The organism is Arthrobacter sp. B055-34, assembly GCF_059090425.1.
Window position 1 is genome coordinate 1 of sequence record NZ_JBNHFQ010000013.1, and the last position, 15,280, is coordinate 15,280.

13 protein-coding genes, 1 tRNA gene and 1 pseudogene are annotated in these 15,280 nt (G+C 65.7%); all 15 read right to left on the minus strand.

Annotated features, from left to right (window positions below; translation table 11 throughout):
- A pseudogene (locus AC5RWO_RS19380) lies at nucleotides 1-581 on the minus strand (HNH endonuclease); the annotation flags it as partial.
- Between the two features lie 213 nt (nucleotides 582-794).
- Nucleotides 795-2,177 (minus strand): ABC transporter substrate-binding protein, encoded by a 1,383-nt coding sequence (locus AC5RWO_RS19385; RefSeq protein WP_498733276.1) that lies wholly within the window; start codon nucleotides 2,175-2,177, stop codon nucleotides 795-797.
- A 191-nt stretch (nucleotides 2,178-2,368) separates the two neighbouring features.
- Nucleotides 2,369-2,441: transfer RNA gene (locus AC5RWO_RS19390), tRNA-Leu, on the minus strand.
- 68 nt (nucleotides 2,442-2,509) lie between these two features.
- Nucleotides 2,510-3,022: a GNAT family N-acetyltransferase gene (locus tag AC5RWO_RS19395; protein WP_498733278.1), complete on the minus strand. Its 513-nt coding sequence runs from the start codon at nucleotides 3,020-3,022 to the stop codon at nucleotides 2,510-2,512.
- 173 nt (nucleotides 3,023-3,195) lie between these two features.
- On the minus strand, nucleotides 3,196-4,641 hold the full coding sequence (locus AC5RWO_RS19400) for an NAD(P)/FAD-dependent oxidoreductase (protein ID WP_498733280.1): 1,446 nt from the start codon (nucleotides 4,639-4,641) through the stop codon (nucleotides 3,196-3,198).
- Nucleotides 4,642-4,744: 103 nt separating this feature from the next.
- Nucleotides 4,745-6,250: a S8 family serine peptidase gene (locus AC5RWO_RS19405; protein ID WP_498733282.1), complete on the minus strand. Its 1,506-nt coding sequence runs from the start codon at nucleotides 6,248-6,250 to the stop codon at nucleotides 4,745-4,747.
- 110 nt (nucleotides 6,251-6,360) lie between these two features.
- Nucleotides 6,361-7,305, minus strand: a complete 945-nt coding sequence (locus AC5RWO_RS19410) for a Ppx/GppA phosphatase family protein (RefSeq protein ID WP_498733284.1) — start codon at nucleotides 7,303-7,305, stop codon at nucleotides 6,361-6,363.
- A complete protein-coding gene (locus AC5RWO_RS19415) occupies nucleotides 7,302-7,991 on the minus strand; it encodes a DUF501 domain-containing protein (protein WP_498733286.1) in 690 nt (229 codons plus the stop codon). The genes AC5RWO_RS19410 and AC5RWO_RS19415 overlap by 4 nt, the downstream gene beginning before the upstream one ends.
- Nucleotides 7,992-8,228: 237 nt before the next feature.
- On the minus strand, nucleotides 8,229-8,945 hold the full coding sequence (locus AC5RWO_RS19420; protein WP_498733288.1) for an FtsB family cell division protein: 717 nt from the start codon (nucleotides 8,943-8,945) through the stop codon (nucleotides 8,229-8,231).
- A gap of 180 nt (nucleotides 8,946-9,125) precedes the next feature.
- Nucleotides 9,126-10,406 (minus strand): phosphopyruvate hydratase, encoded by a 1,281-nt coding sequence (gene eno, locus AC5RWO_RS19425; protein ID WP_498733289.1) that lies wholly within the window; start codon nucleotides 10,404-10,406, stop codon nucleotides 9,126-9,128.
- A gap of 96 nt (nucleotides 10,407-10,502) precedes the next feature.
- A complete protein-coding gene (locus tag AC5RWO_RS19430) occupies nucleotides 10,503-11,174 on the minus strand; it encodes a MazG nucleotide pyrophosphohydrolase domain-containing protein (RefSeq protein WP_498733291.1) in 672 nt (223 codons plus the stop codon).
- A gap of 7 nt (nucleotides 11,175-11,181) precedes the next feature.
- The gene (locus AC5RWO_RS19435) at nucleotides 11,182-12,327 is read right to left on the minus strand and encodes an adenosine deaminase (protein WP_074699251.1); all 1,146 of its coding nucleotides are present in this window, start codon (nucleotides 12,325-12,327) and stop codon (nucleotides 11,182-11,184) included.
- Nucleotides 12,328-12,405: 78 nt separating this feature from the next.
- The gene (locus AC5RWO_RS19440) at nucleotides 12,406-13,104 is read right to left on the minus strand and encodes a DedA family protein (protein ID WP_498733293.1); all 699 of its coding nucleotides are present in this window, start codon (nucleotides 13,102-13,104) and stop codon (nucleotides 12,406-12,408) included.
- Nucleotides 13,105-13,447: 343 nt separating this feature from the next.
- A complete protein-coding gene (locus AC5RWO_RS19445; RefSeq protein ID WP_498733295.1) occupies nucleotides 13,448-14,734 on the minus strand; it encodes a thymidine phosphorylase in 1,287 nt (428 codons plus the stop codon).
- A gap of 30 nt (nucleotides 14,735-14,764) precedes the next feature.
- The gene (locus AC5RWO_RS19450) at nucleotides 14,765-15,244 is read right to left on the minus strand and encodes a cytidine deaminase (RefSeq protein WP_498733433.1); all 480 of its coding nucleotides are present in this window, start codon (nucleotides 15,242-15,244) and stop codon (nucleotides 14,765-14,767) included.
- Nucleotides 15,245-15,280 lie beyond the last annotated feature (36 nt).

Here is a 15,280-nt window from a genome sequence, read left to right on the forward strand (position 1 = left end):
GCCCTCCGGACCACCGACAGGGGATCCAGCCGCAGCGCGGCCTGCTTCGCCAGCGCCCCGATCCGTTTATCCCCGCACCCGTGCAGCGTCTTCGGATTCGAACACAGTTCCTTATCGATGCGGGCGCGGTCTTCCACACTCAGGCAGGCGGTTTCGCGGACCAGGATGGTCGCCCGCCACTCGTTCAGCCGGCCCTCTGCCAGCGCCCTATAGGTGTGCGGCATTTCCCTGATCAACGTGGTCGCCAAGCCCAGGTGCTTGCCGCCCCGGTTGGGCGAGTCCTTCCGGGCCAGGCCGATCTCCTTGGCCAGGCCCCGGCCCCGCCTCTCCACCGGAACCCCGGCCGCGGCCCGGGCCTCCCGGCGGGAGGCAACAAACGCTTCCGTCTCGCGGGCCTGCGCGGCAGCGAGGGCGCCCTTGAGTTCCTCCATCGCGGTGATCCGGTCAATCCGCACCCCCTCCGAAACATCCTGGTCCAGACCTGCGAGTTCGGCGGCCCAGCCGCGGACCAGCACAGCACCCGGATCCCCGGGAACCGGCTTCACCGGATCCACCTCCGCTGGAACGATTGACTCGAACATACATTCGACTCTACCGTCGTGTGACGAAGGGCACAACAGGTGATGCGGGGATGTGGATAACGGAAGAGCGCTTAGCGAACGGCCGGGTTTGCTTGATTGGCTTGGCCCTAGATCTAGCCTCATGAACCTGGACCCCCCCCACGCGAGGAAGCCCCCGCCAAGAGCGGAGGCTTCCTGCGTCAGTGCGAGTGACTGCGAGTGACGATTTCTTATTTATAGCTGGCCGAACTCTTCACGCACCGGCTGTGGCCGGTTGTCGGCGTCGTATTCGTAGATGCCGATGTAGGCCTCGGTCGGATCACCGTTCTCATCGAAGGAGATCGGGCCGGAGATGCCGTCGTAGTCGATATCGGTACCCTCGCGGAGCAGGGTCACACAGCCGGCGAAGTCGTAGCACTTCTCGCCTTCCATGGACACCGACTGCATTTCTCCGGCGATGTCTTCGCCGTTGGTGCTGCCGGCAGCTTCGGCGGCCAAAGCCACGAGGTTCACGGCATCGTAGGATTCACCGGCATAGGCGTAGGAAGTTAACGCGTCATCGATTTCCGCGAGAGAGGCCTTGAACTCGTCCTTTGCGAAGGTGCCGGGAATGGTGCCCTGCGCGCCTTCCATGGCGCCCGGGTCCATATCTTCACTCAGGTCGGCGGTGTTGCCGTCCACCAGGAACAACTGGTCCGGTGTGATGCCCTTGGCCAGCAGAAGCGGGGCAATGGACTTCACCTGGTCGAACGTGATCAGCGCGATGGCATCCGGGTTGGCCGCTGCGACGGCGTCAACCTGCGAGCTGAACTGCGAATCGCCCTCATTGAACATTTCCGTAGCGACAATCTGGCCCCCGGCGCCTTCAAACGCGGTCTTCACGTTATCCCGCAGGCCCGTGCCGTAGGCATCGTTCAGGACGATCATGCCCAGCGTCTGCGCTCCACAGGAGACCATGTAGCTGCCCAGAGTACGCCCCTGGAGCACGTCCGAGGGAGCTGTACGCCAGTACAGGTTGTTGTCGTCCCAATCCGTGAAGTCCGGCGAGGTATTCGCCGGCGAGATCTGCAGGACGCCAGCCCCGGTGATCTGGTTGATTACGGTCTTCGAAACGCCAGAGGAGGCTGCGCCGACAATGGCGTTAACATCCTGGCCGAGCAGTGCGGACACGGACTGGGTGGCGATATCCGTGGTGGTGTCGCCCGAGTCCCGGTGCACAACGTCGACGTCTTCACCGAGAACGCCTCCTGCCTCATTAATCTGCTTGATGGCCAGATCAACGCCGGCAATTTCGGGCGGGCCAAGGTAGGCCAGCGCACCCGTGGTGGGCAGCAGTGAGCCGATCTTCAGCGGTGTATCCGTGGACCCCTTTGTCTCCGGTACCGCTGCCGGATCCCCCTTGGTTCCGGTGGTCGGACCCGCGGCTTCGCCGCCCTCTGGGCAGACAAGCCCGGCGGCTGCGGGTGCAGAGCCGCCGTTTCCTTCGGTTTCGGTCGAAGTGCCGCCCCCACAGGCTGACGCGAACAGTGCGACGCCGAGACCGAGTGCCGCGAATCTGGCCGCGCGCGCGGTGTTACCGCCGGCGCCAAACAGCACTGCGTTACGTGTTGCAGTCATGAATTTTTCTCCTCGATCCAAAGGTCCGCGAACCTTCGATGCGAATATCAGGGTTTCCTGATTAGAAGAAAAGCTAGTGCACAAATCGCCAAAAAATAAGACTATTCGGTTACATCATTGTAACGCTCGTCACAGTCGGGCTCTTTTACCCCGAAAAGGACCCTTCCGAGACCTTCCGGAACGGAAAGTTGTACCCCCGGTGGGACTCGAACCCACACTGGATCGATTTTAAGTCGACTGTCTCTGCCATTGGACTACGGGGGCGTGCCGTGAAAATGCACCTCCTAAGCCTACTCGATCCGCCCGGGCCAGGACGAGGCGGGCACGAAGGCCTACAGCCGTGCGAAGGGCTCGGCGTAAGGGAACGTTCCAGCAGGCACCTCGCTGCCACCAAGCGGCAGCGCCATGAAGTAGTTGCCCCATTGCGGATCCGGCGCTTCGATGCCGAGCTCGGAGGCCGGCCGGTAGCCGAATCTTGGGTAATAGGTGGTGTGTCCAAGCAGCACGATCACCGACTCCCCCATCCCCTCGGCACGGATTCTGGTTTCCTCCAGCAGCGCTGCCCCGATTCCCTGCCCCTGACGTTCGGGCAGGACGGAAATCGGGCCCAGACCGAGCGCCGGCTGATCACCGATAAAACCACGGGTGGTGATCGAATGGCCAACAACCATGTCCGCATCGACAGCAACAATCGAGAGCCCGGGCAGGTAGCCGTCGCATTCGAACAACTCAGCCAGCAGGGCCACCTCGGCCGGCGGGTTGGGCCCTTCCTCAGTGGCGAAAGCACGGCCGGTCAATTCCAGTATCGCCGGCCGGTCTCTCGTGTGTTCGCTGCGCAATTCCATCATTGCAGTCTAGATCGCCAGCCAACCAACGCCATCCGCACAGCCAACCAAGCTCATGACGGCGGGAGCCGGGGTTCCGTACGAAACCCCGGCTCCCGCCGTCGTTAGGTTCTGCTCCGCCCGTCGCTGAACCCGGATCCCGGATCGTTAGCGCTACGAGGCTTGACGGGTTGTTAGCGCGAGTCTGCAGGCGCCTGCTCGTCGGCCTTGTCCTCTGCCTGCTTTTCGGCGGGCTTCGGCTCGGCGGACTTACGCGGCGGCGTGGCAGCGGTGCGGAAGGCGCGGTACGGCGTTTCCAGGTCGGCGATCTCCGTGGTGTCGCGGCCAAGGACCGCGTTGAGCAGCCAGTCGGCGACGACGCGGATCTTGCGCTCCACGGTCGGCATGGCGAAGCCGTGGTAGCCGCGGTGTGCCAGCCAGGCCAGCGGGCCCTTGAGCTTGATGCCCATGACCTTGGCAACGCCCTTGTTCAGCCCCAGGCCGGCAACGGCACCGAGGTTCTCGTGCTTGTACTCCTTGACCTCGCCCACGCCCCAGCGTTCGGCGAGGATGTTCTTCGCCATGAGCTTGGCCTGGCGCACGGCGTGCTGGGCGTTCGGGACGCAGAAGCCACCCACACCGCCGCCGGTCAGGTCCGGGACGGCTGCGACGTCGCCGGCGGTCCAAGCGCCGTCGATCGGCTGGCCGTTGTCATCAATGATGTGGAGTTCGGCGTTGGCCTTGACGCGGCCGCGGTCGTCCAGCGGGAAACCGAACTGGCGGACGATCGGGTTGGCCTGCACGCCGGCGGTCCACAGCAGGGTGTCGGTTTCGAAGGACTGCGCCGGGGTCTTGTCCGGCATGTTGATCAGGTCCAGCTTGCCACCCACGGCCGACGCCAGCGAGGTGTTCAGCAGCACCTCGATGCCGCGCGAGCGCATGTGCGAGACAACCCACTCGGCCTGGTGCTCGGTGACCTCAGGCATGATGCGGCCCATGGCCTCCACCAGCACGAAGCGCAGGTCCGAGCGCTTCAGGCGAGGGTTGTTTTCCGCGGCGTGGCGGGCCATGTCCTCGATCTCGGTCATGGCTTCGATGCCCGCGAAGCCGCCGCCGACGCCGACGAAGGTCAGGGCGCGCTGCTTCTCCGGGCCGTCCGGCATGATGGAGCCGGCTTCGATCCGCTCCAGCACGGTGTTGCGCAGTTCCAGCGCTTCTTCAATGGTCTTCAGCCCGATGCCCTCTTCGGCGAGGCCCGGGATGGGGAAGGTGCGGGTCACCGCGCCGGCGGCAATCACGACGTCGCGGTACGGGATGTCGAAGCTGACTTCGCCGTCTTCGGATTCAACCACGGCAGTCTTGTTGGCATGGTCGATCGAGGTCACGCTGCCGGTGATGACTTCGGTCTGCTTCAGGTGCATGCGGTGGGAAACCACGGCATGGCGGGACTCGATGGAGCCGGCAGCCACCTCCGGCAGGAACGGCTGGTAAGTCATGTAGGGCAGCGGGTCCACCAGGGTCACGATGCCGCCGTGGGCCTTAACCTTCTTCTGGAGCTTAAGGGCCACATAAAGTCCGACGTAGCCACCGCCGACTACGAGGACGCGAGGACGGTCTGAAAGAGCAGGAGTGTATGCCATACGAAATAGTGTAAACCCTTTTGTGAAAGTTTTCACTAAGTGGCCGGAGCTCGCGCGGAACCGCGTGAAGCGGGCGCTGAAACGCGGTCAGGTCCTCGTGTAGTCAGCGGTTCTGCGGATCGCTGCCTTTGCCGGTTCCTTGGCCCATACTCTTGCCCGATTCCTTGAGCAGCGGCTCGCGGATCGGCGGCAGGAAACCCGTGTCTTCGCCGTCGTCGGCCCCACCTTGTTCAGCGGCTGCCAGATGACGGGCGCGCAACGTCTGCTGGACGCCGAGGCCGATGACCAGGATAAACACGAGGCTGAACCCGATCACGATCACCGCGGGAAGCACGTCCCCTTCGAGCCGCGGCGCCTCTGCCACCGGAGTGGTGGGCTCTGGCACAGCCGGCTCTTCCTCCACACGGTTGGCGGGGGCCTTGGTTTCAAGCGGGGCCACCTGCCCCCTGCGGTGCACGGTGATCCACTGGGCGATCGAGCCCACCGGGTTCGCGCCGACAACCGGCACGTCCGCGGTCAGGGCCGCTTCGGCGTCGAGAATGCCGAAACCGTAAATCGGGTCGTGACCCGGGACGCCGGCGTCTTTGGCCGTGGAGATGATGCGGTTGACTACCTGGGCCGCGCTCATCTCCGGGTATTCGGCACGAATGAGCGCCGCAACGCCGGAGACCAGCGGGGTGGCGCCTGAGGTGCCGGACCAGTCCGCGTAGAGGCCTCCGGGCAGGCCGCCCACCAGATCCTCGGCGGGGGCCGCCACGCCAATGACGATGCTCTGGGCCGAAGCGCCTTCGCTGGCTTCGCCTTCGCGGTTCAGCCCGGCGACCGTCAGCACACCGGGAATGGTGGCGGGTGCCCCGGACTGCTCTGTTCCGCCGGCGCGGTTGCCCGCGGCGGCCACAATAACGACGTCGTTCTGCTCGGCATAAAGGAACGCTTCGTCCCAGCTTTCGGGCCAGGACGTGCTGGAGCTGGTCAGCGACATGTTGATGACCTTGGCACCGTTGTCCACGGCCCACTTCACCGCGGCGGGGATCTGCTCTTCGATGCTGACACCGGCCGGATTCGGCGAGCCGAGCCAGGTGGAGACGGTCAGCAGGTCGGCCTTGGGCGCCACCCCGATAACACCGTCGGTACCGGCGCCGATGCCCTTGTCCTTGGGCTCAGGCGCCTTCTCGTCGTCGTCCTTCTGGTCTTTGTCCTTGTCGGCGGCGTCCTTGTCCGCCTCCTTCTTTTCGGGGGCGTGGCCGCGGCCGGCCAGCAAGGTGGCTACGAGGGTGCCGTGTTCAGGAGTCTGGCCGATGCCGCGCTGCCCGTTGGGCGCGCCTGCGCCGGAAACATCCGTACCACCGACGACGGCGCCCCTGAGATCCGGGTGGCTGGCGTCCACGCCGCTGTCGATGACGGCGACCTTGACGCCTTCGCCCTGCGAGGTCTTCCACGCTTCGCGGATGCCGTAGGAGTCCAGCCAGTACTGCTTGTCCCGGGTGGCGTCGGCCATCGCCGCCGGGGCGAAGACTGTGCCGCCTACCAAGGCCAGCACGGAGACCACAGAGAGTGCGGCGGCTCGGACCGTGGCCCGACGGCCCGGTCTTCCGGCCCTGCTGTGCATGCGTGTCCTCTTTCCTGGATTCCCCGGTGTCCTGCCAGTCCGTTATACGGGGGCATGGCGGACTATCCTACCGTTGATCGGACCGGCGGCCCTTTTCGGTTACTTCGTGCTTACCCGCGGGCGGCGCTCATGGCGATGCCGTCGAGGATGTCGTGCTCACTGGCGGTGGCCCCGTTGACCCTGCCGGCAGTCAGTTCATTGACACGATTGTTAATGGTGCGCCAGATCAGTGCCCCGGCGCCAATCACGTCCACCCGGCCCGGATGCATGTAGGGCAGCGCGGCGCGTTCAGCATGTGACATGGACAGCAGCGATGTGCAGGCGGCAGCGGTTTTGGCCGTATCCAGCTCCGCTCCGTGGATGGTGTTGGGCTGGTAGTCAGTCAGGCCAAGGGCATGGGCCGTCACGGTGGTGATGGACCCGGCCACGCCGACCAGCCGGTCCGTGTCAGCGAGCGGTACGTCCGCCAGCACGGCGTCGATGTAGGCGTTGATATCCGATTCCGCGGCGGCGATTTCGACGGCGGTCGGCGGATCCGATTTGAGGTGCCGTTCGGTAAAGCGCACACAGCCCATGTCCGTGCTCAAGGCGGCCTGGACTCCCTCGGACGTGCCGAGGACGAACTCGGTGCTGCCGCCGCCCAGGTCGACCACCAGCACCTTCTCGCCCGGTGCGGTGGCCAGCACGCTTGCCGCTCCGGTGAAGGACAGTTCAGCTTCCTCGGCGCCGGTGACGACCTCCGGTTCCACGCCGAGCCGCTCCCGGATCCCGTCGACAAAGACCTGCCGGTTGCCGGCGTCACGGGTGGCGGAGGTGGCGACGAAGCGCAGGCGTTCGGCGCCGTGCTCCTGCAGCAGGGCCGCATATTCCTCCGCCGCGGCGAAAGTACGTGCCAGGGCTTCCTCGGCGAGCATGCCGGTGGCGTCGACGCCTTGGCCAAGCCGGACCACCTTCATCAGCCGCACCACGTCGGTCAGCACGCCGTCGTCGTCGATATCGGCAATCAGCAGGCGGATGGAATTTGTTCCGCAGTCAATGGCACCTACGCGGCTCATCGGGCTCCCTCTTCCTGTTCCGGCGCGCCGTGTTCGCCCGCCGGTTCCTCTTCGACAGCACGACGGCGTTCTGCCTTCTTGGCCTCGAGCTCTTCCGGGCTGAGGCCCTGGGTCTTGGTGTGGCGGCTCAGGTCCCTTGAGGGGGCCGGACCCGCGACGTCCCAGGCGCCGTCGCAATAGCAACGGTCCTTGGTCCACCATTCGGCGATCCCGTCCAGCGCCTCGTCGCCCAGCGGGTTGACGCCCGGGCCGACGGCCAGCGAATGGCCCACCAGCACGTGCAGGCATTTGATCCGGGTGGGCATGCCGCCGGCGGAGACACCGGCAATCTCGGGGACAGACCCCACGCCGGTGCGGGCGCCGATTTCGTCGCGGACGCGCAGATAGTCCTCGTGCGCTTCGCGGTAGGCGGCAGCCAGTTCCGGATCGTGTTCGAGCCGTTCAGTCATTTCGGTCATGACACCGGCGGCCTCAAGCCGGGACACGGCCGAGGTGATGATCGGATGGGTCAGATAGAAAGTCGTGGGGAACGGAATGCCGTTGCCCAGCCGCGGCGCCGTGGTGGCCACCAGTGGATTGCCGCAGACGCAGCGCGCCCCTATTTCCACCACGTCCCGCACAGGCCGGCCGAGCTGCCGGCTGAGGGTCTCCAGATCCTGGGGTGTGGGTGTGCGCGGGTCTTCCATGGCGCGGTCCTTCCTGACTGTGCGGACATGCTGGTGGGGGCTGGGTGGATGGCTCGTGCGTGCGGGCCCTGGCGGGTTGACTGACTGGTTCGGGCTGTTTTTTTGCCCCGGGCCGGCAGGCAGACCGGACCCGGCTTGTATGCTGCCACGGCTTCCCGACAACGTCCCGGGCCGATGCGGACCACGCCTCGGCGCTGCATCGGTTCCGCGGGCCATCTCTGCCGCCGGGCAGACCGGCTATTCCGCTGGTTTCTCGGCCTGTGTATTCGGCTTTTCCCCGGCCTTTTCCTCGTTCTCTTCCGCGGGAACATCGGTAGCTGCCCGCTTCACCGAGTCCCACAACGCGTCCACCCACGGCAGGTTGGACGGCGCCGCCACGGACGCATGCTCCTCGGATTCGCTCAGCCCCTCGGTCCCGGTCACCAGATAACGTGTCTCACCCGGCATTACATAGAATATGCGATCGCGGGCCTGTTGTTTGATGTACTCCGGGTCCTCCCAGCGGGCCAGCTCCCGCTCCAGCTTGCTCTGGGTCTTCTGCTCGGCTGCAATCTCGTGTTCCAGCGCGGCGATTTCGGAGCGTTGCTCAATGAAGATCCGCACGGACGGCGCCAGCAGAATGGTGATCGTCACGAGTACGACGGCGAGGGCCAGCATGCGTCCGGAGAAACCCCTGGCCGGGACCGGCGTGCTTCCGGTGCCGTCGCCGCCGTCCTCCGGCCGGTCCTGCGGCGTCGTCCTGCTGATGATGGGTTGCCGGATGCCGCCGGAGAGCTCGCGGCGTTCGGCCGCCCGGGCTTCCGACGGCGAGGGCTTCTTTTTGGTTCCTTCAGCTTTCGATCCGTGGGACTTAGCCTCGGAGCCACCGAAGTCCGCACGGATAACCTTCGCCTCGGACGGGGCACTTTCATGCCCCACTGCGCCGCCGTTGGTCCGCCCTGCGCTCCCGGACATGGAACCACCCGGCGCCCCTGAACCGGAACCTGTTTGCACAGGCCCGTTGCCGCCGGCCGGGCGGCCGGCACGTGGCACTCTGGGGCGTCGGGTGGCCATGGAGCTCCTAAATCATTGGTCGTCGGCAGGAAATGAGGTTATCAGTCCCCGCTTAAGACGATACAGATTCAGGGGCAGGGTTCAGGCTTTGAAACGCGGGAAAGCGCCAGCACCTGCATAGCGCGCGGCGTCGTCGAGCTCTTCTTCGATGCGCAGCAGCTGGTTGTACTTGGCCACACGCTCGGACCGGGCCGGGGCGCCGGTCTTGATCTGGCCCGCGTTGGTGGCCACCGAGATGTCCGCGATCGAGGTGTCCTCGGTTTCGCCGGAGCGGTGCGAGGTGATCGTGGTGTAGCCGTTGCGCTGTGCCAGCGAGACGGCTTCCAGGGTCTCCGTGAGGGAACCGATCTGGTTGACCTTGACCAGCAGCGAGTTCGCGGTGTTGGCGTCGATGCCCTGCTGCAGGCGCTCGGGGTTGGTGACGAAGAGGTCATCGCCCACCAGCTGCACCTTGTCGCCGAGTTCGGCGGTCAGGGTGGCCCAGCCTTCCCAATCGTCCTCGTCCAGCGGGTCCTCAATGGAGACCAGCGGGTAGTCGGCCACGAGCTGCTTGTAGTACTCGCTCATCTCGGCCGCGGTCAGGGACTTGCCCTCGAACTGGTAGGCGCCGTCGGAGTAGAACTCGGAGGAGGCGACGTCCAGTGCCAGCGCAATTTCCTTGCCCGGGGTGTAGCCGGCCTTGTTGATCGCCTCGGTGATCAGGTCCAGCGCGGCGCGGTTGCTCGGCAGGTTCGGGGCGAAACCGCCCTCATCGCCCAGTCCGGTGGACAGGCCCTTGTCCTTCAGCACGGTCTTGAGGCTGTGGTAGACCTCTACGCCCCAGCGCAGGCCTTCGGAGAAGGTGGCAGCACCCAGGGGCACCACCATGAATTCCTGGATGTCGACGTCGGAGTCGGCATGGGAGCCGCCGTTGAGGATGTTCATCAGCGGAACGGGCAGCACATGTGCGTTCGGGCCGCCCAGGTACTTGTACAGCGGCAGGTTGGCCGACTCGGCGGCAGCGTTGGCCACGGCCAGCGAAACGCCCAGGATGGCGTTGGCACCCAGGTTGGACTTGTTGGAGGTGCCGTCCAGATCGATCATGGTCTGGTCGATCAGGCGCTGGTCGGTCGCGTCGCGGCCCACCAAGGCTGGCTGGATGGTGTCGAGTACCGCGTTGACGGCCTGGCTGACGCCCTTGCCCAGGTAGCGGTTCTTCTCGCCGTCGCGGCGCTCGGCCGCTTCGAAAGCACCGGTGGATGCCCCGGACGGGACAGCAGCGCGGCCCATGGAGCCGTCCGAGAGCAAGACCTCAACCTCAACCGTGGGATTGCCGCGGGAATCAAGGATTTCACGCGCGTGGATGGCATCAATAAGCGCCATTGATTGCTCCTGTTCATTGGAACGAAAGATGAAACTCTTTACAACAGGCCGCCGGACAGCACTGTCGGTCTAAGCGTAATCGAGAACGGGGCGTGCTTACGCGCCCGTTACGCCGCGTTGAAACCGGCGCACAGCACCCCGCAGCGCCTGCTCTGCGTCCAGGCCTGCGGCAGAGGCTTGGCTAACGACGGCGAGCAGCAGGTCTCCGAGTTCGGTTTCGGAGGCCGGTGGCTGGTTTCCGGCTGCGGAGGCGCCGGGCTGTTGCTCCACGGGGAAGCCGGCACGCCTGGCCCGGTCGATCGACTTCGCCGCCAGCGTCAGTGCGGGCAAGGTCGGCGGGATGCCGTCGAACGGGCTGTCCCGTTCCGGCCGCTCGCCTTGCTTGACTGCATCGTAGCTGGCGACGATCTCCTCGATGCTTTCGGGGAAGGTCTCCTGCAGCGAACCGTCGGATTTGAACACATGCCGGTTCCGGCGGACCAGCTTTGCACTCAGGTACTCCGCCACATCTCCGAAGTCGAAGTTGCCGGCCTCCTCCTGTATCCGGGCATGCAGCAGCACCTGGAAGAGGACGTCGGCCAGCTCGCCCTTGAGTTCGGCGGTTGCGGTGCCCGGCCCGGCCTCGATGACCTCGGCCAGCTCGTGGGATTCCTCGATCAGGTACTCGACCAAGGACTCCTGGGTGAGCGCGGCTGTCCACAAGCAATGCTCGCGCAGCAGCGCCACCACCTGCACAAGCCGGCCGACCGCCGTCGTGCTTTCAGCCATGGCAGGTTTACCCCTGGTAGGCCCTGAACCCCTCGGCGATGTATTCGACCAGTGCTTCCCGCTCTTCCAGCGGCAGGAAGGCTGCTTCGGCTGCGTTGAGCGTGATTTCGAGCAGGTCATCGAGATCGTAGTCGAAGGTTTCGACCAGCAACTCGTACTCGTCGGTGAGCGTCACGCCGCTCATCAAACGGTTGTCGGCGTTGATCGTGACCTTGAAGCCGGTCTGGTACAGCAGGTCGAACGGGTGGTTTTCGATGCCCTCGCCAAAGGGCGCGGTGGCACCGGTCTGCAGGTTCGAGGACGGGCTGCATTCCAGCGCGATGCCCCGGTCCCGGACCCAGGCGGCAACGCGGCCCAGCGTGACGAGGCCCAGGTCGGCGTCGTTCTCTTCGTTCGGGGTGAAGTCCACCTGGATGTCCTCGGCGATGCGCACGCCGTGGCCCAGGCGCAGGGCGCGGCCGCTGACCAGGGCGTCGACGATGCTGTCCAGCCCGGCGGCCTCGCCGGCGTGGATGGTGACCGGGAACTGGTTTTCGGCCAGGTAGGTGAACGCGTCCTTGAACCGGTAGGGCGGGAAGCCGTCCTCGGCGCCGGCGATGTCGAAGCCGACGGCCCCCTTGTCCCGGTGCCGGATGGCGAGCTCCGCGATTTCCTGGCCGCGGTCCGCGTGGCGCATGGCGGTAATCAGCTGACCGACCTGGATGGGACGGCCGCTGGCTTCGACCGCGTCCACCCCTGCTTCCAGCCCGGCCTGGACTGCTTCGACTGCCTCATCCAGCGTCAGCCCCTTGGTGAGGTGCTGTTCCGGCGCCCAGCGCACCTCGCCGTACACCACGCCGTCGTCCGCCAGATCCTCGACGAACTCCTTGGCGACCCGGTGCAGGCCTTCCTTGGTCTGCATTACGGCTACGGTGTGGTCGAACGTTTCCAGATAGCGGACCAGCGAGCCGGAGTCCGCGGACTCCCGGAACCATTCGCCCAGCGCGACGGGGTCGGTGGACGGCAGCTGGTGGCCGACTTCGGCGGCCAGTTCGATGATGGTCCCGGGGCGGAGTCCGCCGTCGAGATGGTCGTGCAGCGAAACCTTGGGCAGGCTGCGGATATCAATGTCGACGTCGGCGGCAGGGTCAGCAGAGTAATTAGGCTCAGTCACAGGCACCACCTTACGTTGACAGCCGAACCGATGCACGCCTCGGCGGCCGTTGTGCAGAGGTGGTGGAAAACGCGATGTTCAGTGCGAGACCGGGGTGCCGGTCCGCGCGTGCGCGCTCTTGGAAGCGGCTGCTGAATCTTCCGTGGCCGAGGCGGTGTCCTCCGCCTCGTGGCTCTTGCGTACCTTGCGCTTGTAGAGCAGTTTCAGGCCATGGTCCACCACGAGACCCATGGCCAGGGCGATGACGATGGCCAGGCCGGCTGCCAGCAGGCTGTGGTCGTGGAACCACTGGCCGGCGAGGGCGCCGATGCCTACGGAATAGAGCGACCAGGAGATGCCGGCAATGATGCTGAAGAAGACGAACCTGCGCTGGTGGAAGCCGGTGGCGCCGGCGGTCATGTTGACGGCAACGCGGCCGATGGGAATGTAGCGGGCGCTGAGGATCAGCAGGGCTCCGCGCCGGTCGAGTTCCTTCCGCGCCCAGGCGAAGGCCGAGGCGACGCGCGGCCGCTGCATCCATTTGAAGCGGTTCGAGCCGATGCGCCGGCCGATCACATACGCAATGTTGTCCCCCGCTATGGCACCGGCGGCGGCGATGGCCATGACCAGCCACACATTCGGCACGCCCGCCGAAACGGACAGCGCGGCAAGGGCGACAACCACGGATTCGCTCGGCACCGGCGGGAAAATCCCGTCAATGAGGCAGAGCGCGAAAAGCAGCGGATACACCCACCATTGGGCGGCCGCATCGATGATGAAGACGTTAAGAGCGTCCATAAAAGCCTGCACGTGAATGATCCTGTTCGCCGGTTGGTTATTCCAACGATGTCACGTTGCAATAAGTGCCGCTATCGGGTGTTGCCCTGATCAACCCCCTGAGATAACGGTACGTGCCCGCAATCCTGCGCGCATCATTCCCACGTCCCATAACGGCAGGTTCCGCGCCTCTGACCACCGCGGCTGCCTCATCCCTCGGGTTGAGACAGCCGCGGCTCCGGCCACTCCCCCCGGGCACCGGTATGGCAACAATTATGCACGCGGTATGGCAGCTGCGGAAGAGGTTTGTCCATCCGATGTAGTTATCTCTACCCCAGTTTCCGCGCACTGGGGTAGGGGGAGCTCAGGCGATGCGGTCGATGACCAGTTGCTGGGCAGGCCTGTCCCCTTCGGGACCAATAACGACGGCGTCTGCCAGCGCTTCCTTCGCCCGGTCGAATTTGTCCGGCGTGTCCGTCAGCAGGGTCATGAGCGGCTCACCCGCCCGGACCATCGCGCCCGGTTTTGCATGCATCCGCACTCCGGCACCCGCCTGGACCGGATCCTCCTTGCGGGCGCGGCCGGCACCCAGTCGCCACGCGGCGACGCCGACGGAGAGGGCATCCAGGTCCAGCAGGACGCCGTCCGCTGCGGCATAGACCACTTCGGATTCTTTGGCGACAGGCAAAGCGGCCCGCGGATCGCCGCCCTGCGCCTCAATCATGCGGTTCCAGACGTCCATCGCCCGACCGTCCTTGAGCGCGGCGGCCGGATCCGCGTCCGGCACACCGGCAGCCTGCAGCATTTCTTCGGCCAGCCGGATTGTCAGTTCCACCACGTCCTGGGGGCCGCCGCCGGCCAGCACCTCCACGGACTCCTCCACCTCGATGGCATTGCCCGCGGTCAGTCCCAGCGGCGTGCGCATATTGGTCAGCAAGGCCACGGTGTTCACGCCGGCATCCTTGCCCAGGCCCACCATGGTTTCGGCCAGCTCGCGGGCCATGTCCTCGTCCTTCATGAACGCACCGGAGCCGACCTTGACGTCCAGCACCAGCGAACCGGTGCCCTCGGCGATCTTCTTGCTCATAATGGAGGAGGCGATCAGTGGAATGGCCTCCACCGTACCGGTGACATCGCGCAAGGCGTAGAGCTTCTTGTCCGCCGGGGCCAGGCCGGCGCCCGCGGCGCAGATCACCGCACCCACATCGGCCAGCTGGGCCATCATTTCGTCGTTGGACAGGTCCGCGCTCCAGCCGGGGATCGACTCCAGCTTGTCCAGGGTTCCGCCGGTGTGCCCGAGCCCGCGGCCGGACAGCTGCGGGACGGCAACGCCGAAGACGGCTACCAGCGGGGCCAGCGGCAGGGTGATCTTGTCCCCCACACCGCCGGTGGAGTGCTTGTCACTGGTCGCCTTGCCGAGCGAGGAGAAGTCCATCCTCTCGCCCGAGGCGATCATCGCCGTCGTCCATTGGGAGATTTCCTCGCGGCTCATGCCGTTGAGGAGGATGGCCATGTTCAGGGCGGACATCTGCTCATCGGCAATGGCGCCGCGGGTGTAGGCGTCGATGGTCCAGGCGATCTGCTCGGGACTCAGCGTGCCCTTGTCGCGTTTGGTCCGGATGATGTCGACGGCGTCGAACTTCTCACTCACGTGGCTCTCCTTCTTTCAGCGTGCCAGGACTCAGCCCAGGTTTTCGGGACCGAAGGCGTCCGGCAGAACCTCTTCCATGGACTTGATGCCGGAAACGGTCATCAGCTGCATGCCGGGCGCCCGGAATTCGTGGAGCAACTGGCGGCAGCGCCCGCACGGCATGAGGATGTTGCCGGCGCCGTCGACGCAGCTGAAGGCCACTAGCCGCCCGCCGCCGGACATATGCAGTGCGCTGACCAGTGAACATTCCGCGCACAGCGTCAGGCCGTAGGAGGCGTTCTCCACATTCGCCCCAGAGACGATCCGGCCGTCCTCGGTCAGGGCCGCCGCGCCCACCGGATACTTCGAGTAGGGCACGTAGGCGTGCGCGGAGGCCGCGCGCGCCGCGTCCTGCAGGCCCGCCCAGTCCACCTCTGCGGGGTCCGCCCCGGTCTGGTCCGCCTCGGCCGGGTGGACGTTCAGCGACGCCCGGCCGTCGTCGGGTGACGCCCCGCCATCGTTAGGTGACATTCCGCCGTCGTTGGTCGGATACGCTGGCATCTCCGT